This is a genomic window from Streptomyces sp. YPW6, from assembly GCF_018866325.1.
In the GTDB taxonomy this organism is placed as follows: domain Bacteria; phylum Actinomycetota; class Actinomycetes; order Streptomycetales; family Streptomycetaceae; genus Streptomyces.
Map to the genome: position 1 here is coordinate 419422 of NZ_CP076457.1, position 24346 is coordinate 443767.

Here is a 24346-nt window from a genome sequence, read left to right on the forward strand (position 1 = left end):
AGCTCGGCACAAGGCTGAGAGGTCCCTGGAAGGGAAGAGCATGAACGGACCGGAGAACAGCCGGGCGATGCGGCGCAGGCGTCGCCGGAACGGATTGATCGCGATCGCTCTGGCACTGCTCGCCGCCGGCGGCGGTGAAGTGTGGGCCACACAGCACGTGCAGGACCGCATCGCCGAATCGGTTCGGCGGGGCATGGGCCTCGACTCCGTTCCCCTGGTACATGTGAACGGCTTTCCCGTGTCAATGCAGCTGGCTCGGAAGAAGATCACTGAGGCTGACATCGACGCCGCGCAGGTTCCGGCCACCGTGAACGGCCGTGTCCTGATCATCCAGGATCTCGCCGTCCAACTGCACGGAGTCCACCAAGAGCAGGGGGGACGGGAACGGGCCGACGATGCAGAGGTCACGGCGACCATCGCGTACGGAGACCTCTCGGCCTTCTACGGGGTCGCCGTCGACCGAGGGCACGGCGACGACCAATTGGAGGTGACCACCCGGGTCCCGCTGCTCGGACAGATCTCGGCCTCCACACGCATCGGCATCGCCGGCCCGAGAACCATCGGAGTCGACGACGTCCGGCTCTCCGAGAATGTGCCTCCTGCCGCACGCACCCTGCTGGAAAGCAGCTTGGAGCGCACCATGCCGCTCGACAACCTGCCCGAAGGACTCGCGATCCGGTCCGTGACCGTCACCGACCACGGAATCGTTGCCCACATGTCCGGGAATGATGTCGACCTGCAACCACGCACTGCCTAGAAGCCGACCCCGACCGCTGTCACGGAGTCCCCGCTGACAGCCCAGGAGCGCCGGCCGCGCGCTGGCAGGACTCGGCGGACAGCCGTACCAACTCGGTGCCCGGGTCCTGTGTCGCCCAGTCACGCTCCGTCCGGGCCTGCCCCTCGGCATCCGCCGACAGAAGGCCGCCATCGATACCTGACGGGTTGCCGGAAGAGTCAGCAACGGGTAAGCATCGATCCCATCGAACGCTGGGACACATGCTCAGCCGCGAGAGTTCACGCACCTCCAACCGAGCCCAGCAGACCCCCGGGGGCCAGGCACGGAACAGGATGCGGATCGAGGGTCCTGGCAGGGCGGCCGCCGATGGGAGGAGGGTCGGACAGACCACGGCTTTCCGCAGGTCAGCGCACCCGCCCGCGTGGCTTCAGCGGAGTCGCGGGCAGCTCCGGTGCGGGCAGGCGGGCGCCGTCGTAGCCCTGCACCTCGCCGAACCGCGAGCCCTCCTCCCAGTCCTTTCGCGCCTGTACGATCTCCTCACCGGATCGGGCGATGAAGTTCCAGAACATCACGAGCTCCTCCTCGAACGGCTCGCCGCCCAGGAGCATCAGGCCGGCGTCGGAGACGGCGCGCAGCGGCAGTTCGGTGCGGCCGCAGCCGAGGTAGAGCATCGAACCGGGCAGTACGGGTACGCCGTCGACCTCGGCCTCGCCCGACATGGACAGGACCGCGTACTCGAAGTCGGGGTCCAGGGGCAGGCGGGTCTCGGCGCCGCCGGCCAGGGACAGGTCCGCGCCGACGATCGGCGTGTACGCCGTGCCGGGCGAGGTCGCCCCGTCCAGCTCGCCCAGGATGACGGTGGCGGACAGGCCGGGGGCGGTCACGACGGGCAGATCCGCATGGTGCTGGAAGTGCGGCTCGATGTGGCGGTGGGCGTCCGGGAGGGCCACCCAGAGCTGCGCCCCGTGCAGCAGCCGGGCGTGCTCCTTCGGACTCTCCTCTGAATGGCTGATGGCGCGGCCCGAGGTCATCAGGCCCAGCTCCCGGGGGCGTACCGTCTGCAGGCTGCCCAGACTGTCCCGGTGGAGCACCTCCCCGTCGTGCAGCCAGCTGACGGTCTGGAGGCCCATGTGCGGATGCGGCGGGACCTGCATCCCCGGCTCGTCGGCGATGTCGTCGGGGCCGTAGTGATCCACGAAGGCCCACGCGCCCACCATGCGCCGTCCGAGGTTGGGCAGGAGACGGCGGACCTCGGTGGACTCGCCCAGCCGGACGCGGCGGGGAGCCAGAAGCTCACGCACGGGCTCGGCGACGACGAAACCCCGTCCTCCGCAGATGGAGGGCGTGGCCTGGCGATCGAGATTACTCATGGCGCTCAACCTATTCCCGTAGGGGCGTGGCGGACCGGGTACCACGCCGAAGTTTAGTGGAATGTTCAACTAGTGTGCGGTGTTGTCATGGCTGAACGTACGGCGGGGCGGTCCGGAGGCGGCCCGCACCACACGAAGGAGGACAGGGTGAGCGAGACCGAGACCTACTACGAGTTCGGCACCGCCGCCGACCGGTGGGACCGCGCGCAGATGTTCTTCGAGGCGAAGGAGTACCTGACGGCCGCGCGCATCCTGGGCGGACTCGTCGAGGAAGCGCCGGAGCAGGTCGCGCCGCGGCTGCTGCTGGCCCGCTCCTACTACCACTCCGCCCGGCTGGGAAAGGCGGAGGGGGAACTGCGCAGGATCCTGGAGCTGGACCCGGTGGAGACGTACGCGCACCTCATGCTGGGCCGGACGCTGGAACGCCAGGGGCGCGGCGCCGAAGCGGCACCGCACCTGCGGATGGCCGCGGCCCTCGTCGGTGACTTCGGCCCCGGTGCCGAACACTCCTGAGTGTTCGCGCACTTCCGCCTGCCGGGTCCGCACCCCTCGGTGCGGGCCCGGCCTCCGATGACGCCCGGACTCCCGGGCGCACCACGCCTCGACCGGCCCTCTCGGGCTTCCGGATCAGGCGCCCGGGCGGGCGTTCGCCACCCGGTCGAGCCACTCCTTCATCAGCGCGGCCTCGGCGGTGCTCAGCCCCGCCCCGTGCTCCTTCCGCAGGAGGGCGCTCAACCGGGCCACTGCCGTAGCACCGCTACGCCCTCCGCACCTCGCCCATCCGCTGTGGGGCCACCGGCCGGACCCGCCGAGCGCACCTTCGGGTGGCGCGACGCCGCCGCGGTGAACGGCGGTCGCGGGGAAGCTCCCCCTCGGCCTGGACGGCCGGCGGCAGTCGCCTGCGCGCGAGGATCTCGGACCGCAGGGTGCACGACAGAACCCGCCGGATGCTCCCCGGCGGGTTCTGACGTGCAGGCCGTACGCGATCGCGTCGGTACGGCTCAGCTCACCGCACTCGCGGCCCGCGGTGCCGCCGCACGCCCGACGGGCGTCAGCAGCCGGTCGGTGAGGTAACCGAAGACGATGCCGAAGGTGCTCCACAGCGTCGCCTGGACCGCCAGCGTCGAGAGCCGGAACTCCCACAGCAGGGTCGCCGGGAAGTCCTTGCCCACCTCGTCGAAGGAGGGCAGGAAGGCGTAGGCGAGACCGATCAGCAGGATGAATCCGGCGACGGCCGCGATGCTCGCGTTCCAGTTGCCCAGGCGGGGTGCGAGCCGCTTGCCGACGATGACGGCGGCGACGGCCAGCAGCACACTGAGGGCGATCATCAGGAAGAACAAGGCGGTACGCCGGCCGATGGTGTCCGGGTTGCCGACGGCGGGCGGATTCGCCGGGTACTTGAGGAACGGCACGACGTAGACCGTGAGCAGGGCGGCACCCGCGATCAGCGCCGCCGTGGCCCGGGGGCCGAACCCGCCGATGCGGCCCAGTGCGTAGCAGAACACGAGGGCTGCGACACCGCCCGCCGCGACGCCGAAGACGAGGACGCCGGTGGCGAGTCCGCCGGTGGCCTGCATGGTGCGGCTGACCAACTCCTCGCCGCCGCCGTGGTCATGGCTGTGCGCCTCTTCGAGAGCGATGGCCGCGTCCACCTGCGACTCACCGAGGAAGTAGGCCACGACGAGCGCGAGCGCACCCGCGATCAGGCCCGCGAGCATGCCGCGCACGAGCAGGGCTCTGACAGATATGGGGTTCACGATGGTTTCCTGGTTTCTCTTGCTTGCCGCTGCCGGCCGCGTCCGCTGATTCCCCGGCGGACGGTCTGTCCGGCGGGGACTGGTTCCTCCGGCGTCTCAGTGGCAGGGGAAGCCGAGCAGGTGGCGGCCGTCGTGAACCCACTCGTGGACGCCTTCGCCCGAGATGAGTGCGGTGGCGCCCTGTTCGGCGCCGACGAAGTACAGCAGGACGAGCATGAGAATGCCGAAGAAGACCGCCCACGGGGCAAGGGTCTTCGCCGAGATCGGAGTGATCTCGGATGTCCCCGTCGCGGAAACGGCGGACTGTGCCATGGCAGAACCTCCTGTGGGAACACGCGTCCCTGTCGTGGTGCCTCAGACGAAGGTGCCGGGTCTGACTTCCCGCCCGGGGGCGGGTACACAGTGGCGCGACCGTGCCGGATTCTCACCGGACTTCCGTCTCACCCTCGTCATGGTCGACGTGACCATACCGCCTGTACGCGGGCGCCGCCATGGTCGAATGGGAGCGTCTCGGGGGACGGATGCCTTGGGGCGACAGGGCTGTGGGGCCCCTGAGGCGGCAGGGAAGGCTGGGACATGACCGTACGGGTGATGTTGATCTCACCGGCGATGAACGCGGCGCTGCGGGAGGCACGCTTCGACGGCGACTCCCCGCTGGACCGGTCCGGCCGGGCGAGCGCGCGGGCCGCCGCCGGTGCGGTGCCGTCGGGCGGGCTCGCGCTCAGCGGTCCCTCCCGCCGGTGCCGTGAGACCGCCGAGGCCCTCGGTCTGACGGCCCGGACCGAACCGGCCCTGGGCGGCTGGGACCTGGCGGGCTGGGCGGGCCGCCGCCTCGACGAGGTGGCGGCCGCCGAACCCGTGGCGGTGGCCTCCTGGCTCGGCGACCCGTCGGCGGCTCCGCACGGCGGCGAGTCGCTGTGCGACCTGGTGGCCAGGACCGGGACATGGCTGGAATCCCTCGGCGGACCGGGCGCGCCCGGCACGAGCTTCCTGGCGGTGGCGGAGGCCGCCGTCGTCCGGGCGGCGGTCGTCCACGGCCTGCGCCTGCCGGCGGAGGCCTTCTGGCGACTGGACGTCGCCCCGCTGGCCCTGACCGAACTCAGCGGGCGGTCCGGCCGCTGGAACGTGAATCTCGGACGCCCGCTCACCGCTCCCCCGGCCGGCTGACCGCCACGGCCGGCCGTCACCGCCGGACCGGCCCTCGCATCCCACTGCTCCTCAATGGTTGACGTCACGTCAGGAAGCAGCCTTTTTGCGCCAGTCGGGCCGGACCAGCACCACCGTGGCGACGATGTCGTCCTCCACCCGCCAACGCCCGTGCAGCGTCGTCGGCAGGGCCGGATCGGTGAGCAGCAGGCGGGCGGCGAACGTCCCCTCGGCGACGGGGCCGCGCGGTCCGTCACCGCTGCCGGGGACGTCAATGCGACGGAACGTCAGATCTGCTTCGACGAAGTCAAGTTCGAGCCCGGTGACGGGATACCAGGTCTTGAAGACGCTCTCCTTGGCGCTGAACAGGACGCGGTCCCAGTGGATGTCACCCGTACCCTCCGGCAGCGGCGGACCGATCCGCTCGCGCTCGGCGGGCAGGGTCACCAACTCTCTTACGCCGGTCGGGAGCGGGGCGTGCGGCTCGGCGTCGATGCCCAGCGACAGCACGTCCGTCGCACGGGCCAGCGCGGCCGCCCGGTAGCCGGTGCAGTGGGTGAGGGCGCCGACGATTCCCTCGGGCCACAGGGGTCTCCCCCGGTGACCGTGGAGCACGGGCGTGGGCGGCAGACCGAGTCCGGCCATGGCGCGCCGGGCACAGGCGCGGGCCGTCGCGAAGTCGTTCCTGCGCTTGGCCACGCTCTGGGCGATCAGTGCCTCCTCCTCCGGGAAGAGGGCTCCGTCCGGGACGGTCTCCGCGCGGGTGTGCGCCGAGGAGACGTCGGCGGGCAGCAGGAGGTCGATCACGAGGTGGCTCCGGGGGTGCGCGGCTGGGTGGACGGTTCGGCCCCGGTCCGTTCCGGGGAGGCGGGCTCACCCTCGTACGGGAGGATCTGCCGCAGGAGCCCGCGCGGGTGGCCCCGTCGGCGCCACTCCCTGGGGTAGCCGACGGAGACCTCCTCGAAGCGCACCCCGTCGTACCAGGTCGTCCGGGGGATGTGGAGGTGGCCGTAGACGACGGCGGCGACGTTGAAGCGGCGGTGCCAGTCGGCGGTGAGTTCGGTGCCGCACCACTGGGCGAACTCCGGGTACCACATCACCGACGTGGGTTCGCGGACGAGCGGCCAGTGCCCGGCGAGGACGAGGGGTATCTGCGGGTCGTGCTCCCCGAGTCGGCGGCGGGTCTCGGCGACCCGGGCACGGCACCAGTCCTCCCGGGTCGGATAGGGGTCGGGGTGCAGGAGGTACTCGTCGTTGCAGACGATGCCGCTCTTGTGCGCGACGGCGAGCGACTCATCCTTGGTGTGCGTCCCCGGAGCGCGGAAGGTGTAGTCGTACAGGAGGAAGAGCGGCGCGATCGCCACCGGCCCGTCGGGGCCCGGCCAGAGCGGGTAGGGGTCCTCCGGGGTCGTCACCCCGAGCTCCCGGCAGAGCTCGACGAGGTGGTCGTAGCGCGCCCGGCCGCGCAGTTGGACGGGGTCCTTGGGCACGGTCCACAGCTCGTGGTTGCCGGGGGTCCAGATCACGTGGGCGAAGCGTTCCGCGAGGAGCCCCAGTGCCCACCGGATGTCCTCGGGCCGCTCCGCCACATCGCCCGCGACGATCAGCCAGTCCGCGTCGGACGTCGGACGCAGGGACTCGACGATCGGCCGGTTGTCGCTCACCGCCGCGTGCAGGTCGCTCACGGCCAGCAGACGGCCCCGGGGGGCCGGTGCGGCGGCGGGGGCACCGTGCGGTGCCGGGTCGCTCGGAGGCGTCATGGGTGCTGAGTTCCTGATCTGTCGGCGGTCGTCCGGCTCCGTCCGCACGGTGGGGAGCCCCTGGGGACGTAGCCTCTCACGCTCGCCTCCCGGGTCTCCGGGGGTTTCGGGCGACCCCGCGTCGCGGCCGCCGGGCGTCTCGCCGGCGGGCACCGTGCCGTCAGTCGTCCTGTGTGCGGCGGGAGTTCAGTTCGTCCACCGCTCCGAGCGCGTCGCCGATCGTCGAGTAGTCGACGGCGATGAACGTGACCGGGCTGCCGCGCTCCGCCTCGCAGGCCCGGGCCCGCTCCAGGACCCACTCGCGGGCATTGACACGACCGGCGTCCAGGCGGCTGCCGCCGGCGTTCGTGATGAAGTGGTTGAGCAGGAAGAGCCGCTTGCCGGTGCCGCCCCGGTTGGGTACGCAGGTCATCTCGGCGGGACTGCGGAAGGCGAACGGGGTCTCCATGCCGTACCGGTAGAAGTTGCGGTACCAGGGAGCCGGGCCGTCGGCCTTCTCGGCGAACACCACCAGCCTGCGGCCGCTGTCGATCATCTCCGCCAGGGTCGGCCACGGGGCGTCCGGGTCCGCGTCGGGGGTGTGCAGGAGGTCGTCCAGGCCCGCCTCGCCGAACGCCTGCTCGGTTTCCTCGGGGCCGATGTCGTCCTGGACGATGAGCGTCACGATCTCGGTGGGGTGGGCGCGCAGCCAGTCGCCGATGTCCTCCAGGGCCGGGACCAGTTCGACGGCCCCGGCGCGGCACACGCTGTGGCAGAGCCACAGGCCCTCGCGCGGCGGGTTGGCCTTGTCGACCGCGCCGGCGATCAGGCGCCGCTGCTCGGGGGTGAACTCGGGGGAGTCGAGCCGCGCGGTGATCTCCTGAGGGCTCTCCCAGCGGTACGTGTCGAGCTGGAGGGCCCGGACGCCCGTGTTGAGCTGGGTGGTGATGTCGGGGTCCTGGAGCGGGCCGATGAACCGGTCGGCGGTGGTGGACATGGCGTTGTGCGAGGTGAGGTAGGCGACTTCGTCGTAGCCCAGGTCGCACAGGCGGCTGCTGCCCAGGCACTGGCGGGGTGCGGACGGGCCGAACACGGGGGGCACGATCAGGACGCCGGCCAGTGCGGCACAGGCCACGCCCGCCGCCGTCGTCCGCACGGCCGTCGGGGTCGGCGTCGGCATCCGGTCGGGGCGCACCAGCAGCGCCCAGCCCGCAGCCGTGAGGAGTACGCCGCCGACGAGTGCCGCGAGCGCGGCGCCCAGACCGGTGGCCACCGCCTGGCTCACGGCGTTGCGCTGGAGGTCGTCGACGAGCGAGGCGACGCTCGGGGCCCACGAGGACGGTGTGGCGAACAGGCGCCCGCCGGTGGCCAGCCGGGCGAGGAGGACGGTGGTTCCGGTCAGCACGCCCGCGCAGGCGAGCACCTGACCGAGCCGCATCAGCCGGCGGGACGGGGTGGCGGGACCGGTGAACCAGAGCGTCACCAGGGCGGCCAGCGCGAGGGTGAGGGCCAGGGTCTGGAGCAGCGTCAGGAGCCTGATGGTGCCGCGGGCTTCTTCCAGGGCGGTGAGGTCCACCCCGGCGGTGGTCAGGGTGGCGGTGAGGTCCCAGGTGCCGTTCCGGAGGGTGGTACGGAGGTTCGCGGCCGCACTGAGGGAACCGTCGGAGAGCACGGCTGCCGCGGTGGCGGCCAGCGCGGTCGACACGTCCCCCTCACCCAGCGCCACCTCGACCTCCGGGCGCAACGCTGTCCGCTGCCACTCCGGTACCGCCCCGAGGAGGAAGTCGGCGGCGCTGTCGGCCTGGTCCTCGGTGAGCGGCAGCCTCGGCAGGTCGGGGGCCCGGCCCTCCCTGAGGTCGTCGAGCCCCGAGGCCAGGTCGGCGGTGAACTGTTCGAAGTCCGGCTGGTCCCGGCCCTGGACACCGGCGACCAGGTCGCCGAAGTAGACGCGGGCGAGGTCGACGAGGTTCTCCAGCACCGGGTCCAGGTCGACGGTCAGCCGGAGCTCGTCGCGTTCGCCGCGCAGATAGCCGGTCACCGCCTCGATCTGCTGGTCGGTGAGGGCCCGGACCGTGGCGGGCGGCAGCACGACCTTGATGTTCGACGTCACCAGTGCCTCGGGCACGGGCAGCCGGGCGAGCAGATCGCGGGTGACGGGCGAGATCTCCGGGTCGACGAGGATCTCGCCGTAGAGGCGGTCGTAGGCCGACTCCTCGTCCAGCACCGCCTGGTAGAAGCCGGGTGAGGCGACCGTGGAGCGGACGGTGGCGGTCAGCGCGACCGTGCTCACGCACAGGACGGCCACCAGGAAGGCGAGCGCCGCCACGAGACGGCCGGACCGGCGCGGGGCCGTGGGGCCCCGCACGGGTCCGAGCGGGTTCGCGATCGGTTCGGCGCTCACTCACTCAGCCTATGCGGAATATCAGATTCCATGCATGAATGATGAGAATCGTGAGCTGAGGAGCGTGCTGTGCACCCCGTCCACCTGGCCGTGCTGATGACAAGTCACGACCGCCGCGCGCGGACGCTGTCCGCGCTGCGGGCCCTGGAGGAGCAGCACGGCCTCCCCGCCGGGACGACGCTGGGGGTGCATCTCGTGGACACCGGCAGCACCGACGGTACGCCGGAGGCGGTCCGGCTGCGCCATCCGGCGGTGGAGGTCATGTCGGTCGGCGCGGACGTGTCCCGCAATCAGGCGCTGCGCATCGCGAGCCGGAACAGCCGCAGTGGCGGCGGGGGCGGCGGACCGCTCGGCGACGACCCGGGCGGTCCGAGCCACGCGTGGACGCATCAGCTGTGGCTCGACGACGGCGTGGACCTGCTCCGGGGCGGCCTCGCGACGCTGTTGCGGACATCGCGGGCGGCGGGCCGCGACGCGGTCGTCGTCGGGGCGGTGCGCAACGCGTACGGGGACACGGTGTACTCCGGACGGCGGGGCCGGTCCCTGACGCTCGTCGAACCCGCCGCGCACCGCCCCGAGCCCTGCGACACGTACGACGGCCGGGTGGTCCTGCTGCCCCGAGGCGTCTTCGAGACCGTGGGCGACCCCGACAAGGTCTTCCGCCACCGGATGGGCGACTACGACCACGGGCGGCGCGCACGGCGGGCCGGGGTGGCCGCGTTCGTCGCCCCCGGCCATGCCGGCGAGTGCGTGGACGGACCGGCGGCTCCCGGAAGCCGGGAGCCGGGGATCGGCGTCCTGGAGGCGCTGCGCCGGGTGTCCTCCGCGCGGGAACTGCCGCCGCGCCAGTGGTGGGTGTACTGCCTGCGGCACACCTGGCCGTGGGCGCCGTACCTGATGGTCTCCCCGTACGCGCGCACCGCGGCCCGCGCCACGCTCGGGCGGCTGCGGGCGTGAGTGGGGACCGGGCGCTGTCAGCCCCGCTCGGCCGCGGCCGTGGCGGCCTCGGCCGCGGGCCGGCCGGTGGGCGGGGGCGGCACGGTGGGCTGCCCCGCGGCGGTCCTGGCGGCGCTCTGGCCGGGAGCCGCGCCCTTGGCGCCCGGCGCACCGGCCGCGGCGGGGATCACGGCACCGGCGCCGGTCGCCCCGGCGCGCCGGGCGGCGGCCGTACGGGAGGGAGCCACGCCGGAGGAGGTCGTACGGGACGACGCTGTGCGGGACGAGGCCGTACGGGAGGAGCCCGTGCGGGACTGGGCCGTGCGGGGCGGGGCGTACGCCGGGATTCTCAGCAGGGCGTACACCGCGGCGGCCGTCCCCGCGAGCGGCAGGAGGAGGAACGCGGGGTGCAACAGCTCCGCGTACACCAGGGTGCCGGACGCCACGGGAACCGCCGCCCACAGAGCGGCCAGGACCGCAGCGCCCGGCACCGTGACGCGGACCCGGCGCAGTCGGTGCGCGATGTGGTCGTCCGTGTCGCGCAGCGGGGAACGCCCCGCGCGGCGGCGGGAGATCAGGACGAGGCCGCTGTCCGCGAGGGCCACCGTGGCCAGGACCGGCAGCGCGGCCCACGCGGTACGGCCCGCCGGGGCCGCCGCCAGGACGAGCGCCCCGGAGGCCGCCAGGGCGAACCCGGTGAACTGCGCCCCGACCGCCCCGAGCCGGAGCCGTGCGGGGTGCCAGGTGTGGAGCAGGAAGCCGGAGAGCCCCGCCAGCAGGGTCGTCGGGAGCAGCGCCAGGGCGGGGTCCCCGCCGACGACGGCGCACGCGAGCAGTCCGGCGGCGGTGACCAGTCCGACGGCGGTGAGCAGTCCGTGGGCGTGGTCGAGCAGGGCGAAGGCGTTGGTGACGAGGACGGTCCAGAGGACGGCCAGGACGCCCGCCGCCGGTGAGAGCCCCGCCAGGCAGACGACGAGGACCGCGGCACCGGTCTGGACCGCGAGGCGCGGGGCCGCCCCCAACGGCTTCAGGTCATGGACGAGACCGAGGACCGCCACGGTCCCGGCGCCGGCGAGCAGCCCTCCGACGGAGCCCGCCGAGCCGTCCGCCGCACCGAGCCACAGGGCCGCACCGGTCGCCGTACCGACGCCGAGCACGGCCGTCGCACCGCCCGTCCTGCGCAGCACGTCGGCCCGTGGCGCACGCCCGCCCGGTTCGTCCGGGACGTGGGGGCGGAGCGCCACGCGGCGGGCGCTCTTGGCGAGTGCGACCGTGATGAACAGCGCGGCCACACCGGAGGCGATGATCCCCAGCACGTTCACCTGCCCTGCCTTTCCTCGTTCGTGACCTGCCGCCCGGGTCCCTGCCGGTGGTGGGCCGTGGGACACAACAGCAGGACGCCACCCGGGTGGCGTTTCTCCCCAACCTACGACTCGATGCTCCGATTCACCCCAAATAACACGAAAAGGGCGACGCATAGTTCTGCCACCCGCTCGTGGACCGGCCCGTGGCGTCCGGCCGACGCCCGTCAAGGGGTCTGGACACGGCAGGAGTTGGGAGGCGCTGCGGGCGGAGGGAGCGTCAGCCCCGGGGACACCGTTCGGCGTTGCGCTCCGCGGCGGCGGGCCGGCAGCGCGGCGAGGAGGTCCCGGTGACGGAGGCGGGCTGATCGGGGTGCGGCCCCAGGGCCGGCAGGGCGTCGGCGGCGGCCCGGACGGTGTACCCGCGGCGCCGGCACCCGTCCGGACCGGTCCCGCAGGCGAGATCGCAGCGGCTCAGCTCACCGGCGAAGGGCATCCGGTCGATACCGCGGTCACGCAGTCGGGCACGGAGGGCCGCCGGGGGCCGCGGGCCGCCCGGCGCACTCTCGTACGACGCGATGACCACCCACTCGGCGTCCGGCCCGGGTGCCGTGGCCCTCTCGCTCATGGCGCCTCCGCACGCCGGTCACCGGGGGACCGTCATCCTGCGGCGCGGGCGTCCCGGCCGTCCACGAGGGTCCGGACGATCTCGATGTCCTCGATCCGGGAGGGGTCCACGCGGTGCGGGTCGTCCCCCAGCACGACCAGGTCGGCACGCATCCCCGGCGCGAGGGCGCCCGCCGTGTCCTCCCAGCGGCAGGCGTGGGCGCCGGCGACCGTGTAGGCCCGCAGCGCCTCGTCGACGGTGACGGCCTCGTCCGGGCCGACGGGACGGCCGGAGGCGGAGGTGCGCTCGACCATGAACTGGATCGCGCGCAGGGGCGCTCCGTCCGCGACGGGGCGGTCCGAGCTGCCCACCAGCGCGACGCCGTGATCCAGAAAGGCCCTCCCCCGGTACATCCAGCCGGCCCGTTCCTGGCCCATCACGCTCGCGTAGTCGTCGCCGAAACAGCGCAGGAAGTTGGGCTGGACCACCGCGCTCACGCCGAGCGCGGCGAACCGGGGCAGCTGGTCGGGGCGGATCAGCCCGGCGTGCTCGATGCGGTGGCGGGCGTCGGGTCGGGGCCGCAGCTCCTGCGCCCGCTCCAGGGCGTCCAGGGCGAGGTCGGCGGCGCGGTCGCCGATGGCGTGAACGGCGAGCTGCCAGCCGGCGAGGTGACCGTCGACGATGAGGGCGGTGAGGCGTTCGGGATCGTCCTGGAAGCGGCCGAGGTTCCCGCTCGAACCCTCGTACGGGGAGGTGAGCGCCGCGGTACGGGCCATCATCCCGCCGTCGGTGTAGATCTTGAGCGCGCCGAGCGACAGCCAGTCGTCGCCGAACCCGGTGCGCAGGCCGAGGTCCAGGGCCCGGGTGAACCCGTCACGGGTGTGTGCCGCGCGCGGGCGCAGGGTGTCGCCGGAGGCCATGAGCTGAACCCTCAGGGGCAGCCGGCCGCGGTCCCGGAGCAGTTGATAGGCGCCCAGCTCGACGGGGCTGTGGCCGAGGAGCCCGCCGCCGATGCCCGCTTCCGCGCAGGCGGTGATCCCCTCGTCCAGGCAGGCGCGGGCGGCGAGCTCGACGGCGTCGGCCAGCTCCTCCTGGGAGTAGGGGAGCCGCAGTCGGCGGGCGGCGGTCATGGCACTCTCGGCGAGGAAGCCGTCCTCGTGCGGGGTCCCGTCCGGCAGCAGGTCCAGCACCGCGGTGTTGACGACGCAGGCATGCCCGGAGTCGTGCATCAGGAAGACCTTGCGGCCGTGGCTGACCCGGTCCAGTTCGGCGGCGGTCAGATGCCGCCCCAGGGCGCGCTGGTCGTATCCGGCGACGTCCACCCAGGCTCCGGCGGGGGCGGGCCGCCGGGCCGCCGCCTCGACGACGGCGAGGATGTCCTCGACCCGTTCGCACGGGGCGACGCTGGGGGTGCCGGCCTTCAACCCCGCCCAGGCGAGATGGACATGGCTGTCGATGAAGCCGGGCAGGACGGTCGCCCCACCGAGGTCCACGACCTCGCGGGCGGGCAGGGAGGTCACGGCCTCGTCCACGCCGACGATCCGCCCGCGCCAGATCCCCAGGTCATGGGCGACGGGGTGGCGGGGGTCCATCGTGAGGACTCGCGCGTTCGTCAGCCTCGTACAGAGCACGGGATCCCTCCCGTTCGCGTTGGGATCCACGGCGGGCGGCCGGAGAGCGGGCCGCGTCACGTTAACCCGCACGCCCCGTTCTGTCGACGTCGGCGTGGATTTCCAGCCGTCCTCGGCCGTCAACCTTCCTGTAAACCATGGGGCGTTGTGCTCTTAGGTAAGCCTTGCTTTACTGAAGCGCCGGTCATCGCTCACCCAAGGAGGCACCTTCATGCGGGTCGTCATGTTCGGATACCAGACGTGGGGCCATCGCACCCTGCAAGCCCTGCTGGACTCCGAGCACGACGTGGTGACCGTGGTGACCCATCCCCGGAGCGAGCACGCCTACGAGAAGATCTGGAGCGACTCGGTCGCCGATCTCGCGGAGAAGCACGGGGTCCCCGTCATCATCCGCAACCGGCCGGACGGGACACTCGCGGACCGGCTGCGGGAGGTGGCCCCGGACGTCATCGTCGCCAACAACTGGCGGACCTGGATGCCGCCGGAGATCTTCACCCTCCCGGTCCACGGCACGCTCAACATCCATGACTCGCTGCTGCCCGCCTACGCGGGGTTCTCGCCACTGATCTGGGCGCTCGTCAACGGCGAGCCGGAGGTCGGCGTCACGGCCCACATGATGGACGAGGAACTGGACGCCGGCGACATCGTCGTCCAGCGGGCGGTGCCCGTGGGGCCGGCGGACACCGCGACCGACCTCTTCCACCGCACGGTCGACCTGATCGCACCGGTGACCATCGAGGCCCTCGGGCTGATCACCTCCGGGCAGCGGGAGTTCACCCCGCAGGACCGGTCGAAGGCGAGCTTCTTCCACAAGCGCGCCGAGGAGGACATCCGCATCGACTGGAACTGGCCGGCCGAGGATCTGGAGCGTCTGGTCCGCGCCCAGTCGGCCCCGTACCCGGCCGCCTTCACCCACCACCGGGGGCGGCGGATCGAGGTCGTCTCGGCGGTCGTGTCCGAGGGCCGCTACGGCGGCACCCCGGGCCGCGTCTTCTACCGCGAGGGCGACGGCGTCGTGATCGTCGCCGGAGCCGACGCCCGTACCGGGCGCAACCACGGCCTGGCGATCACCCGCGTACGGACCGAAGACGGCCGCGAGCTGCCCGCGACCGAGTACTTCACCACGATGGGCGGATACCTCACCGGCCGCCCCTGACGATCGGGACCTACCCCCTATGCGTACCGCACGCGCCCGGCACTACCTCATGTGCCGGCCCACCCACTTCGACGTGGTCTATTCCATCAACCCGTGGATGGACCCGGCGAAGCCCGTCGACACTCCGCTGGCCATCGCCCAGTGGGAGCGGCTGCGCGAGGTCTATCTGCGCCTCGGGCACACCGTCGACACGATCGCCCCCGTCCCCCGCCTCCCCGACATGGTCTTCGCGGCCAACGGCGCCACGGTCATCGACGGGCGGGCCCTCGTGGCCCGGTTCCGCGACGCCGAGCGCATCGCCGAGGGCCCCGCCTACCACCACTGGCTGCACGAGAACGGCTTCACGGAGCTGCGCACGGCCGCCTTCGTCAACGAGGGGGAGGGCGACTATCTCCTGGCGGGCGACTGGCTGCTGGCGGGCACCGGCTTCCGCAGCGACCCGCGCTCGCACGCCGAGGCACAGGAGTACTTCGGACGCCCGGTGATCGGGCTGACGCTCGTCGATCCCGACTACTACCACCTGGACACCGCCCTGACCGTACTCGACGAGGAAACCGTCGCCTACTACCCGGCGGCCTTCTCCCCCGGCAGCCGGGCCGTCCTGGAGCGGCTGTTCCCGGACGCCCTCATCGCCACCCCCGGCGACGCCGGGGCGTTCGGGCTGAACGCGACGTCGGACGGGTACAACGTGGTCCTGCCGCAGAACGCCACGGACCTGGCAGCCCAGTTGCGTGAGCACGGCTTCAACCCGGTCGGCGTGGACCTCTCGGAGCTCCTCAAAGCGGGCGGCAGCGTGAAGTGCTGCACCCTGGAGCTGCGCCGGGACGCCTGAGCGGACGGCCTCCCCGCGGAGTCTCCCGCGGGGAGGCCGCCCACGCCCCGTCAGCCTGGGCTCCGAACGGGACCGACGCGTCCGATCCGGCGACGGCGGACCGGCGAGCGATCACACCTTGGTATTGACTATCGTTTTCATGTAGCGTGCGAGCTCAACGTCGAAGGTAGTCCTCATGGCAGTCCCCAAGCGGAAGATGTCCCGCAGCAACACCCGTCACCGTCGCTCCCAGTGGAAGGCCGCGACGCCGCAGCTCGTCCCCGTCACGGTCGACGGAACCGTCCACCAGGTGCCGCAGCGCCTGGTGAAGGCCTATGAACGCGGCCTGCTGCGTCCGGAGGACTGACCGGGCCCGCCGCCACGCCGTGGTCCGCGCGCGGGACAATGAGGGCGTACGGCGGCGGCACACCGCCGCCCGCCCGGCCCACCGCGCACGCCACCAGGAGTCACCGTCTTGTCCGAGAGCACGACGCACGCCGCCCAGCCCGACCTGCGCGCCGACTGCGCCGCCTGTTTCGGGCTGTGCTGCGTGGCACTGCCCTTCTCGCGCTCCTCGGACTTCCCGGTCGACAAGTCCGCCGGCACGCCCTGCGGAAACCTCCGGGAGGACTTCCGCTGCGGCATCCACCAGCGGCTGCGCGGGGAGGGGTACAACGGCTGCACGGTGTTCGACTGCTTCGGGGCGGGCCAGAAGGTCTCCCAGGTCGTCTTCCAGGGCGTCAGCTGGCGCGAGGAGCCGGAGTCGGCCCGTGTGATGTACGAGGTCTTCCCTGTCGTACGGCAGCTCCATGAGCTCCTCAAATACCTCGCGCAGGCCCTGGACCTGCCCGCGGCCAGGCTCGTCCACCGCGACCTGCGGCGCGCGTACGAGCGGCTGGACGCCCTCACCGGTGACACGCCCGAGGTGCTGCTCGCCCTCGACATGGACGTACTGCGCGGCGAGGTGAACCCGCTGCTCCTGCGGGCCGGCGAGCTGGCGCGGGCGAAGGTCCCCGGACGCAGGAAGAACCACCGGGGCGCCGATCTCATGGGCGCCCGGCTGCGCGGTGCGAATCTGCGGGGCGCCAGCCTGCGCGGCGCCCTCCTCGTCGCGGCCGACCTGTCCGGCTCCGATCTGCGGGACGCCGACCTGATCGGCGCGGACATGCGGGACGCCGACCTGCGCGGGGCGGATCTGCGCGGCGCCCTGTTCCTCACCCAGCCGCAGGTCAACTCCGCACGGGGCGACGCCCGCACGAAGCTCCCGCAGACCCTGGAGCGCCCGTCCCACTGGGCGGACCAGGGTGTCCCGGCGCCCTTGCCCGGGGACGGGGACTCCGCGCCGCCCCGCAGGACCGGGCGGGCCGCCGGTTCCCGAAGGCGCCGGTCCGCGGGTCCGCCGTCCTCCCCGTGAAGGAGCCCCGGACGGGCGAGGCGGGGAGGGTGGGACCGAGTCCGCAGAGGGTGCCCGGGGGTGGTCACGGCACCGGGCTGGTTCTCGGCGCCACGGCCGGGACAGGCCCTCCCGGCAGGGCACGGGGCGGGTAGCCCTCCTGCCGGGGCTCGCCGCCGACGGGGGCGCCGCTCGCCGCCGGTGACCGCCGTCTCAGCGTGGCGGAGACGTCCCCATGGAGCGCGGTGGCCCCAGACGCAGACGGGCGAAGACGTCCCCACGGGCGATGCCGGGCATGACGAGGGCCCACATCGCACTGACCTGCTGGTGCAGGGCGTCCCGCTCCGCCAGGGCGAGGGACAGCATCTGTACGCCGCTGTAGCAGCCGACGAGGGTCCGCGCGGCCTCCACGGGCTCCACGTGGTCCTGCAGTTCCCCGGCTTCGCGCGCCGATTCGAGGGCGGCGGTGACGGCGCCCAGCGAACCCGCGTAGCTCTCGGCGGTCTGGTACGGGCCCGGCTCGATCGAGAGGCGCACAGCGGCCCGCAGGACCGGGTCCTCCAGCAGGCCGGCGGTGTAGTGGTGGCTGATGTCCACCAGGGCCTGGAGCCAGAGCTCCGGGGCCGGACCCGCCGCCATCTGGTCGGAGACCTGCTGGAAGTACGTGTGCTGGCGGGCCAGGATCTCGTCTCCGAGGTCCTCCTTCGACGCGAAGTGGTGGTAGAAGCCGCTGCGGGAGACGTTGGCCAGCCGGAGGATCGCCGGGGTGGAGGCACCGGCGTAGCCGTCCCGGTCGATCACGATTCCGGCGGCCTGGACGATCCGCTGAAACGTCTGCTCCCCGCGATCCTGGGTCATGGCCACACCTTCCTCAGCCGCGTCCGACGTTACCCGGGGTCCCGGGGGTGCGCTCCCGGGACGCGGCCGAATGCTCTCGGCACGGGCCGCCGCTCTCCGCGGGAACCGGCGCCGAGCTCGTACACGCGGTCGAGCACGGAAGCGCTGAGGCCGCCCCGGGGCTGCCGGTGCGGGGTCTGCGGCAGGCGCCGGTGCGGTTCGGCCAACCGGGCGGCGCAGGCCGCGGCCGCGCGGTGCACGCAGGCAGGGGCGAGAAGGCGGCCGCAGGTGATGTTCCGCGCCCTCACCACCACGCCGCCCGGGGCGGGCAGGCGCAGTTCGGCCGCGCCGTCGGCCTCGATCGTCCCGGTGCTCCCGTCACGGTGTGCCGGGCGGGCGGCGAGCTTGGCGACCGCCGTGTCCGGCCGCTTGCGGAGCCGGGGCGTGAGGCCTCCCCGCGTGTGGCCGTGACCTCGGGTGCGACGGGCGGCGGCATGTCGATGCATCCCGTCGACGGCGACGCACCGTGACGGTGGCGAGAGGCTCCGGGGCGGGACCGGTCGCAGCGCGTCCGGAGCCTCCGGGATCAGCGCCGCCGTCCGTGGAGACGGGTCCGGGGTGTGCCCGTGCGCACGGGCACACCCCGGGGGGGGGTGGTTCAGCCGTGGTCACCCGGGGGCGGCCGGACGGCGCTGATACACGGCGTCAGAGCGTGCCGGCCGCCGAGGCGATGGCGGACGCGAAGGTCGACACCTCGGTGTAGACGCCCGGATACCCGGGCCGGGCGCAGCCGTAGCCCCAGCTGACGATGCCGACCTGGATCCACTCACCGGCGTTGTCCCTGCGGAACATCGGGCCGCCGGAGTCGCCCTGGCAGGTGTCGACACCTCCGGTGTCGGGGTATCCGGCGCAGATCTCCTCGCTGGGGACGAGTTCGTTGCCGTAGGCGGAGCGGCAGACGGCGTCGGAGACGAACGGGACCTCGGCCTTGAGCAGGTAGCGCTGCTGGCTGCCGCCCTCGCGGTCGGCGCCCCAGCCGGCGACGGTGAACGTGCCCTGGTTGTAGGCGGTGGTGGTGGCGATCTTCAGCGTGGGCTGGTTGATGGGCCGGGCGAGCTTGATGAGCGCCCAGTCCTTGCCGCTGCCGTTGTAGCCGGGGGCCCGGAGAACCTTGGTGGAACGGACCTTGATGGCGCTGGACGACTGGAGGTCGACGACGCCTCCGGTGGCGGTGATCGAGGAGTTGTTGCCCGATCGGCCCACGCAGTGGGCGGCGGTGAGGACGATGTCCTTGGTGTACAGGGCGCCGCCGCAGCCCATGGAGAGCCGGACCATGAAGGGGAACTCGCCCTGTGCGGCACGGGTTCCGCCGACGACGGGGTTCGGAGCGGCCGAGGCCGCCACGGGCTGGAGGCCGACGACCGCGATCGCGGCGGTGGCGACGAGGACGGAACATCTCTTGAGGGCACGCAGAAGCTGCTTCACTGACCGCCTTCTTCCGTGGGGGGCTGCTGGAGAACCACGACGGAGGCACGACGACGCGCTAGTCATGCACCCGTCAAGGCGATCCGATTGTCAGGAACGGGCAACCGCTGCCGCAAGACACACTTTTCGGCCAAGCGATCACACAAGAGACACGCGCGGGCGGCCCTCGCGCGGAACGGCGGCGGACGCTACGCCACCGCCCGGCCCTTGCCGAGGGCGATGACGCCGTTGCGCGAGACGGTGTAGAGCTGACGGTCCCGCTCCGGGTTGACGCCGATCGTCGCCCCGGGAGGGACGTCGACGTTCTTGTCGAGGATCGCGTTGCGCACCACCGCTCCCCTGCCCACCCGCACACCGTGGTGCAGCACGGAGCCCTGGACCACCGCGCCCTGCTCGACGATCACACCCGGCGAGAGCACCGAGCCGGTGACCTGACCGCGGATCACGCAGCCCGGGCTGACGATCGACTCGCCGGCGATGCCTCCGGAGACGAAACGGGCCGGGGCCTGGTGGTCCGCGTGGGTGTACATGGGCCAGCGATGGTTGTAGAGACTGAACAGCGGCTGCTCGGAGACGAGGTCCATGTGGGCCTCGTAGTAACTGTCGAGCGAACCCACGTCCCGCCAGTAGCCGCGCTCGCGCTGCGTCTCGCCCGGCACGTGGTTGTCGTCGAAGTCGTAGACGTGCGCGGCCTCGCGCTCGGTGAGCATGGGCAGGATGGACCCGCCCATGTCGTGCGCGGAGTCCTCGTCCTCGGCGTCCTGGCGGAGGGCGTCGACGAGGACCTTCGTGGAGAAGAGGTAGTTGCCCATCGAGGCGAAGACCTTGGCCGGGTCGTCCGGCAGTCCCGGCGGGTCAACGGGCTTCTCCAGGAAGCGTTTCACGCGGGAGCCGTCACAGGCCGGGGTGATCACGCCGAAGGCGGAGGCCTCCGCGCGGGGCACCTTGATACCGGCGACGGTGACACCGGCCCCGCTCTCGATGTGCCGCTCCAGCATCTGGCGCGCGTCCATGCGGTAGACGTGGTCGGCGCCGAACACCGCTATGTAGTCCGGCTGTTCGTCGTGGACGAGGTTGAGCGACTGCAGGATGGCGTCCGCACTGCCCAGGTACCAGCGCGGGCCGAGGCGCTGCTGGGCCGGGACCGGCGTGACGTAGTTGCCCAGCAGGCTCGACATCCGCCAGGTGGTGGTCACATGGCGGTCGAGCGAATGGGACTTGTACTGCGTGAGGACGCAGATCCTCAGGATGCCGGCGTTGACGAGGTTCGACAGGACGAAGTCGACCAGCCGGTAGGTTCCGCCGAAGGTCACCGCGGGCTTCGCCCGGTCGGCCGTCAGCGGCATCAGCCGTTTCCCCTCGCCTCCCGCCAGGACGATCCCGAGCACCGAAGGTCCAGCGCGCATGGCCACTCCCCCTCCTGAATCACCGAACCGCTTCCGGCTACCTCTTCCGCACGATCTCCTCGTACACCCCGAGAGTCCGCCGGGCGACCGTGTCCCAGCCGAACTCGCGCACCGCGCGTTCACGGCCCGCCTCACCCATCCGCCGGGCCGCCGGACGATCGGCGAGCACCTGGTTGACGGCCTCGGCGAGATCCGCCTCATACCGGGCCGGTTCGCCGGCCTCGTACGGTACGAGCAGTCCCGTGGCGCCGTCGGTGACGACCTCGGGGATGCCCCCGACCGCGGAAGCGACCACCGCCGTGCCGCAGGCCATCGCTTCGAGGTTGACGATGCCCAGCGGCTCGTACACGGAAGGGCACACGAACACGGCCGCCGAGCCGAGGAGTTGGATGACGTCGGGCCGCGGAAGCATCTCCGGGATCCAGTGGACCCCGTCGCGCGATCCCTTCAGCGCGCCGACGAGCTCGCGGAACTCCGCCTCGACCTCCGGGGTGTCGGGCGCGCCCGCGCAGAGCACCAGCTGCGCCGAGGGATCGAACCTGTGGGCGGCGCGCAGCAGGTGCGGAACGCCCTTCTGGCGCGTGATGCGGCCGACGAACAGGACGAAGGGGCGGTCCGGGTCGACACCCAGCCGGCGCAGTGCGTCGGCTCCGGGAACGGGTCGGTACAGGCGGGTGTCGATGCCGTTGTGGATCACTCTGACCCGGCCGGGATCCACCTGCGGGTAGCAGCCGAGGATATCGGCACGCATGCCGTGGGAGACGGCGATCACCGCGTCCGCGGACTCCACGGCGGTGCGCTCGGCCCAGCTGGACAACGCGTAGCCGCCGCCGAGCTGTTCGGCCTTCCACGGCCGCAGGGGCTCCAGCGAGTGGGCGGTCATCACATGCGGGATGCCGTGGAGCAGTCGGGCGAGGTGGCCCGCGAGGTTGGCGTACCAGGTGTGCGAGTGCACGAGGTCGCGGCCTTCGAGCGCGGCGGCGATGGACAGGTCCACGGAGAAGGCGCGCAGGGCGTCGTTGGCACCGTCCAGCTCCCGGCCGGGCCGGTGCCGGACCAGCCCGTCCGAACCCCCTCGCCCCAGGAGTGGACCTGGAGATCGGTGAGCGCGCGCAACTCCTTGGCCAGGAACTCGACATGGACACCGGCGCCGCCGTAGACGTCCGGCGGGTACTCACGGCTCAGCAGGCCCACCTTCACGACTGTCCCCCTCGGGTCGTCGATACCCTCCTGCCCCTGATGGCCACTCACATGCCACGGCTGGGGCAGACGGCGGCACCGCCCCGGGCACCTGCCGCCGCCCCCGGCCCGCTGCCGAGGGCGGAGCGCCCGTGAGGACCGTTCCTATCCCCTCCACGTCTCCAGCAGCCGCAGCCACACCTCGCTGATCGTCGGGTACGCCGGAACCGCGTGCCACAGGCGGGCGATGGGGACCTCCCCCGCGACCGCGACCGTCGCCGAATGGAGGAGCTCGCCGATGCCCGGGCCGACGAAGGTGACGCCGAGCAGGATCTCGCGGTCCAGGTCCACGATCATCCGGGCGCGGCCGCGGTAGCCGTCGGCGTAGAGGCCGGAGCCGGCGACGGAGGCGAGGTCGTGGTCGACGGCGCGGACCCGGTGGCCGGCGCGTTCGGCCTCGGCGAGGGTCAGGCCGACGGACGCGGCCTCGGGGTCGGTGAAGACCACCTGGGGAACGGCCGCGTGGTCGGCGGTGGCCGCCTGGGGCCCCCAGGGGGCGCTGTCCAGGGCGGCCTTCCCGGCGCGGGCGGCGATCGCCGCGCCCGCGATCCGGGCCTGGTACTTGCCCTGGTGGGTCAGGAGGGCGCGGTGGTTGACGTCTCCGACCCCGTACAGCCAGTCCGTGCCCTCGACGAGGCAGCTGTCGTCCACAGTGAGCCAGGAACCGGGGGCGAAGCCGACGGTCTCCAGGCCCAGGTCGTCGGTGCGCGGGGCCCTGCCGGTGGCGAAGAGGACCTCGTCGGCCTCGACGCGGCCGCCGTCGTCCAGTTCGACGGTGACCGGTCCGCCGGGTGCGGGGCGGTGCACGGCGGTGACGGAGACGCCCGTACGGATCGTGGCCCCGGCCTCCGTGAGCGCGTCGGCGACCAGCTCGCCCGCGAAGGGCTCCATCCGCGGGAGCAGGCCGCCGCCCCGGATCAGCAGGGTCACCTCCGAGCCCAGCGCCTGCCAGGCGGTGGCCATCTCCACGCCCACGACGCCCCCGCCGACGACCACGAGCCGGCCGGGAGCCGCCTTGGCGCTGGTGGCCTCACGGCTCGTCCAGGGCCGGGCCTCCTCGATGCCGGGGAGGGCGGGGACGACGGCCCGGGTGCCGGTGCAGACGGCGACGGCGTGCCGGGCGGCGAGACGGCGCTCCGTACCGTCGGCGCCGGTGACGGTGACCTCCCGGGGGCCGGTGAGCCGTCCCGTACCGCGGTACACGTCCGCGCCGACGCTCTCCAGCCAGGCGACCTGGCCGTCGTCCTTCCAGTGGCTCGTCTCCTCGTCCCGCTTGGCGAGGACGGCTCCCACGTCCAGCGGGCCCTGCGCGGCGGCGCTCAGCCCCGGAACCCGGCGGGCGTCGGCGCGGGCGACCACGGGGCGCAGCAGCGCCTTGCTCGGCATGCAGGCCCAGTAGGAGCACTCGCCGCCGACCCGTTCGGATTCCACCACCGCCGTGGTGAGCCCGGCGGCGCGGGCCCGGTCCGCGACGTTCTCGCCCACGGGTCCCGCGCCGATGACCACCACGTCGTAGGACGAGCCTTCGGAGATCTTGCCTGCGTCAGTCATGGAAACAGTCTCCTCGCGGGTGTGCGCACCGGCCACATGGGCAGGCGGAATAGCGCAAGAGCAGTCACCGTTGTGCCGGACAGGACCCGACAGGACCGCACCGGCACAGGAAGAGGTACCCCAGCATGAGCACCGTCGAGCTCACCAAGGAAAATTTCGACCAGGTCGTCAGCGACAACGATTTCGTCCTGATCGACTTCTGGGCTTCCTGGTGTGGCCCCTGCCGTCAGTTCGCGCCGGTCTACGACTCGGCCTCCGAGCGCCACCCGGACCTGGTCTTCGCCAAGGTCGACACCGAGGCGCAGCAGGAACTGGCCGCGGCCTTCGATATCCGCTCCATCCCCACGCTGATGATCGTCCGTGACAACGTCGCGGTGTTCGCGCAGCCGGGCGCGCTGCCCGAGACGGCGCTGGAGGACGTCATCGGACAGGCCCGGAATCTCGACATGGACGAGGTCCGCAAGTCGGTCGAGGAGCAGAAGCGGGCGGCGGAGGCGGGGCAGGGACAGCCGGAGGCCCCGTAGCCGCCCGGTCCTACGAGACGCCCGGCCGGTGCTCGCCCTCGGCCCCGGCGACGCGGACCGACATGCCGTAGTCGAGTTCCTCGCCGTCGATGAGCACGGCCTCCACCGTCCGGGTCTCCGGATCGACGTCCGCCTCCATGCCCTCGCCGGCGTACCGGGGATAGCCCGAGGCCCCCGTCTCGCCGGTCGCGGCCACGACGGCGGACCGGATCGGCCGGCCGGGGGCTCCGGACCGCGTCCTGCTGTGGTCGGGGATCAGAAGCAGTTCGTAACTCTGCGGGTGGCTCATGCCTCCGACGCTAGACATGCGGGGTGCACGG

General features: G+C 72.7%; 22 protein-coding genes, 4 pseudogenes and 1 riboswitch. Of the genes and pseudogenes, 9 read left to right on the forward strand and 17 right to left on the reverse strand.

Annotated elements, in window-relative coordinates; genetic code table 11:
- Window positions 1-40: 40 nt before the first annotated feature.
- The gene (locus KME66_RS01860; protein WP_253208202.1) at window positions 41-757 is read left to right on the forward strand and encodes a DUF2993 domain-containing protein; all 717 of its coding nucleotides are present in this window, start codon (window positions 41-43) and stop codon (window positions 755-757) included.
- Between the two features lie 383 nt (window positions 758-1140).
- Here the strand turns inward: KME66_RS01860 and KME66_RS01865 are convergent, their stop codons facing one another.
- On the reverse strand, window positions 1141-2106 hold the full coding sequence (locus tag KME66_RS01865; protein WP_216318188.1) for a pirin family protein: 966 nt from the start codon (window positions 2104-2106) through the stop codon (window positions 1141-1143).
- A gap of 147 nt (window positions 2107-2253) precedes the next feature.
- Between KME66_RS01865 and KME66_RS01870 the strand changes: the two genes are divergently transcribed.
- Complete coding sequence (locus KME66_RS01870) at window positions 2254-2619, forward strand: tetratricopeptide repeat protein (RefSeq protein WP_073223676.1); 366 nt, start codon at window positions 2254-2256, stop codon at window positions 2617-2619.
- Between the two features lie 114 nt (window positions 2620-2733).
- Here the strand turns inward: KME66_RS01870 and KME66_RS01875 are convergent.
- The 3 genes and pseudogenes from KME66_RS01875 to KME66_RS01885 form a co-directional block, all read right to left on the reverse strand.
- Window positions 2734-2856: pseudogene (locus tag KME66_RS01875) on the reverse strand (TetR/AcrR family transcriptional regulator); the annotation flags it as partial.
- A 251-nt stretch (window positions 2857-3107) separates the two neighbouring features.
- Window positions 3108-3863, reverse strand: coding sequence for a CbtA family protein (locus KME66_RS01880; protein ID WP_216318191.1), 756 nt, complete (start codon window positions 3861-3863; stop codon window positions 3108-3110).
- A 96-nt stretch (window positions 3864-3959) separates the two neighbouring features.
- Window positions 3960-4175: a CbtB domain-containing protein gene (locus KME66_RS01885; RefSeq protein WP_216318193.1), complete on the reverse strand. Its 216-nt coding sequence runs from the start codon at window positions 4173-4175 to the stop codon at window positions 3960-3962.
- Between the two features lie 45 nt (window positions 4176-4220).
- Window positions 4221-4314: riboswitch (adenosylcobalamin (AdoCbl) riboswitch) on the reverse strand.
- 125 nt (window positions 4315-4439) lie between these two features.
- On the opposite strand from KME66_RS01885, the gene KME66_RS01890 reads away from it, so the two are divergent.
- A complete protein-coding gene (locus KME66_RS01890) occupies window positions 4440-5030 on the forward strand; it encodes a histidine phosphatase family protein (protein WP_216318197.1) in 591 nt (196 codons plus the stop codon).
- Between the two features lie 69 nt (window positions 5031-5099).
- Here the strand turns inward: KME66_RS01890 and KME66_RS01895 are convergent, their stop codons facing one another.
- From KME66_RS01895 to KME66_RS01905, 3 genes are all read right to left on the reverse strand, one after another.
- Window positions 5100-5816, reverse strand: a complete 717-nt coding sequence (locus KME66_RS01895) for a 4'-phosphopantetheinyl transferase (RefSeq protein WP_216318200.1) — start codon at window positions 5814-5816, stop codon at window positions 5100-5102.
- Window positions 5813-6769 carry a metallophosphoesterase gene (locus KME66_RS01900; protein ID WP_216318203.1) on the reverse strand — a complete coding sequence of 319 codons (957 nt, stop codon included), beginning with the start codon at window positions 6767-6769 and terminating at the stop codon, window positions 5813-5815. Before KME66_RS01900 ends, KME66_RS01895 begins: the two co-directional genes overlap by 4 nt.
- A 160-nt stretch (window positions 6770-6929) precedes the next feature.
- A complete protein-coding gene (locus tag KME66_RS01905) occupies window positions 6930-9149 on the reverse strand; it encodes a hypothetical protein (RefSeq protein WP_216318206.1) in 2220 nt (739 codons plus the stop codon).
- A gap of 69 nt (window positions 9150-9218) precedes the next feature.
- Between KME66_RS01905 and KME66_RS01910 the strand changes: the two genes are divergently transcribed.
- Window positions 9219-10106: a glycosyltransferase family 2 protein gene (locus KME66_RS01910; RefSeq protein WP_216318209.1), complete on the forward strand. Its 888-nt coding sequence runs from the start codon at window positions 9219-9221 to the stop codon at window positions 10104-10106.
- Between the two features lie 17 nt (window positions 10107-10123).
- Here the strand turns inward: KME66_RS01910 and KME66_RS01915 are convergent, their stop codons facing one another.
- The 3 genes from KME66_RS01915 to KME66_RS01925 form a co-directional block, all read right to left on the reverse strand.
- Window positions 10124-11407, reverse strand: coding sequence for an MraY family glycosyltransferase (locus KME66_RS01915; protein ID WP_216318213.1), 1284 nt, complete (start codon window positions 11405-11407; stop codon window positions 10124-10126).
- Window positions 11408-11666: 259 nt separating this feature from the next.
- Window positions 11667-12014, reverse strand: coding sequence for a hypothetical protein (locus KME66_RS33755; RefSeq protein WP_253208203.1), 348 nt, complete (start codon window positions 12012-12014; stop codon window positions 11667-11669).
- Between the two features lie 32 nt (window positions 12015-12046).
- Window positions 12047-13624, reverse strand: a complete 1578-nt coding sequence (locus tag KME66_RS01925) for an amidohydrolase (RefSeq protein ID WP_216318214.1) — start codon at window positions 13622-13624, stop codon at window positions 12047-12049.
- Window positions 13625-13835: 211 nt separating this feature from the next.
- Between KME66_RS01925 and KME66_RS01930 the strand changes: the two genes are divergently transcribed.
- From KME66_RS01930 to KME66_RS01945, 4 genes and pseudogenes are all read left to right on the forward strand, one after another.
- Window positions 13836-14780, forward strand: coding sequence for a methionyl-tRNA formyltransferase (locus KME66_RS01930; protein ID WP_216318215.1), 945 nt, complete (start codon window positions 13836-13838; stop codon window positions 14778-14780).
- 16 nt (window positions 14781-14796) lie between these two features.
- Window positions 14797-15612: pseudogene (ddaH, locus tag KME66_RS01935) on the forward strand (dimethylargininase); the annotation flags it as partial.
- Between the two features lie 175 nt (window positions 15613-15787).
- Entirely contained in the window at window positions 15788-15958 is a 171-nt protein-coding gene (gene rpmF, locus KME66_RS01940; protein ID WP_073223696.1) for a 50S ribosomal protein L32, read from the forward strand.
- 108 nt (window positions 15959-16066) lie between these two features.
- Complete coding sequence (locus KME66_RS01945; protein WP_216318219.1) at window positions 16067-17005, forward strand: pentapeptide repeat-containing protein; 939 nt, start codon at window positions 16067-16069, stop codon at window positions 17003-17005.
- A gap of 192 nt (window positions 17006-17197) precedes the next feature.
- Here KME66_RS01945 and KME66_RS01950 read toward each other — a convergent pair whose 3' ends face one another.
- The 6 genes and pseudogenes from KME66_RS01950 to KME66_RS01975 form a co-directional block, all read right to left on the reverse strand.
- The gene (locus KME66_RS01950; protein WP_073223697.1) at window positions 17198-17842 is read right to left on the reverse strand and encodes a ScbR family autoregulator-binding transcription factor; all 645 of its coding nucleotides are present in this window, start codon (window positions 17840-17842) and stop codon (window positions 17198-17200) included.
- Between the two features lie 194 nt (window positions 17843-18036).
- Window positions 18037-18317, reverse strand: a pseudogene (locus KME66_RS01955) (hypothetical protein); the annotation flags it as partial.
- A gap of 209 nt (window positions 18318-18526) precedes the next feature.
- Entirely contained in the window at window positions 18527-19306 is a 780-nt protein-coding gene (locus KME66_RS01960; RefSeq protein WP_073223698.1) for a trypsin-like serine protease, read from the reverse strand.
- 188 nt (window positions 19307-19494) lie between these two features.
- A complete protein-coding gene (glgC, locus tag KME66_RS01965; RefSeq protein ID WP_216318222.1) occupies window positions 19495-20712 on the reverse strand; it encodes a glucose-1-phosphate adenylyltransferase in 1218 nt (405 codons plus the stop codon).
- Window positions 20713-20749: 37 nt separating this feature from the next.
- A pseudogene (gene glgA, locus KME66_RS01970) lies at window positions 20750-21912 on the reverse strand (glycogen synthase).
- A gap of 144 nt (window positions 21913-22056) precedes the next feature.
- Complete coding sequence (locus KME66_RS01975) at window positions 22057-23502, reverse strand: NAD(P)/FAD-dependent oxidoreductase (protein WP_216318225.1); 1446 nt, start codon at window positions 23500-23502, stop codon at window positions 22057-22059.
- Between the two features lie 125 nt (window positions 23503-23627).
- On the opposite strand from KME66_RS01975, the gene trxA reads away from it, so the two are divergent.
- On the forward strand, window positions 23628-24026 hold the full coding sequence (gene trxA / locus KME66_RS01980) for a thioredoxin (protein ID WP_073223701.1): 399 nt from the start codon (window positions 23628-23630) through the stop codon (window positions 24024-24026).
- Window positions 24027-24036: 10 nt separating this feature from the next.
- On the opposite strand, the gene KME66_RS01985 is transcribed toward trxA, so the two are convergent.
- Window positions 24037-24315, reverse strand: a complete 279-nt coding sequence (locus tag KME66_RS01985; protein ID WP_073223702.1) for a hypothetical protein — start codon at window positions 24313-24315, stop codon at window positions 24037-24039.
- Window positions 24316-24346: the final 31 nt, after the last annotated feature.

Excerpts from the sequence above, each read along its gene's own strand:
- KME66_RS01860 (WP_253208202.1), top strand. The coding sequence starts at position 41 with ATGAACGGACCGGAGAACAGCCGGGCGATGCGGCGCAGGCGTCGCCGG.
- KME66_RS01865 (WP_216318188.1), bottom strand. The coding sequence starts at position 2,106 with ATGAGTAATCTCGATCGCCAGGCCACGCCCTCCATCTGCGGAGGACGG.
- KME66_RS01885 (WP_216318193.1), bottom strand. The coding sequence starts at position 4,175 with ATGGCACAGTCCGCCGTTTCCGCGACGGGGACATCCGAGATCACTCCG.
- KME66_RS01890 (WP_216318197.1), top strand. The coding sequence starts at position 4,440 with ATGACCGTACGGGTGATGTTGATCTCACCGGCGATGAACGCGGCGCTG.
- KME66_RS01900 (WP_216318203.1), bottom strand. The coding sequence starts at position 6,769 with ATGACGCCTCCGAGCGACCCGGCACCGCACGGTGCCCCCGCCGCCGCA.
- KME66_RS33755 (WP_253208203.1), bottom strand. The coding sequence starts at position 12,014 with ATGAGCGAGAGGGCCACGGCACCCGGGCCGGACGCCGAGTGGGTGGTC.
- KME66_RS01930 (WP_216318215.1), top strand. The coding sequence starts at position 13,836 with ATGCGGGTCGTCATGTTCGGATACCAGACGTGGGGCCATCGCACCCTG.
- rpmF (WP_073223696.1), top strand. The coding sequence starts at position 15,788 with ATGGCAGTCCCCAAGCGGAAGATGTCCCGCAGCAACACCCGTCACCGT.
- KME66_RS01950 (WP_073223697.1), bottom strand. The coding sequence starts at position 17,842 with ATGACCCAGGATCGCGGGGAGCAGACGTTTCAGCGGATCGTCCAGGCC.
- glgC (WP_216318222.1), bottom strand. The coding sequence starts at position 20,712 with ATGCGCGCTGGACCTTCGGTGCTCGGGATCGTCCTGGCGGGAGGCGAG.
- KME66_RS01975 (WP_216318225.1), bottom strand. The coding sequence starts at position 23,502 with ATGACTGACGCAGGCAAGATCTCCGAAGGCTCGTCCTACGACGTGGTG.
- trxA (WP_073223701.1), top strand. The coding sequence starts at position 23,628 with ATGAGCACCGTCGAGCTCACCAAGGAAAATTTCGACCAGGTCGTCAGC.
- KME66_RS01985 (WP_073223702.1), bottom strand. The coding sequence starts at position 24,315 with ATGAGCCACCCGCAGAGTTACGAACTGCTTCTGATCCCCGACCACAGC.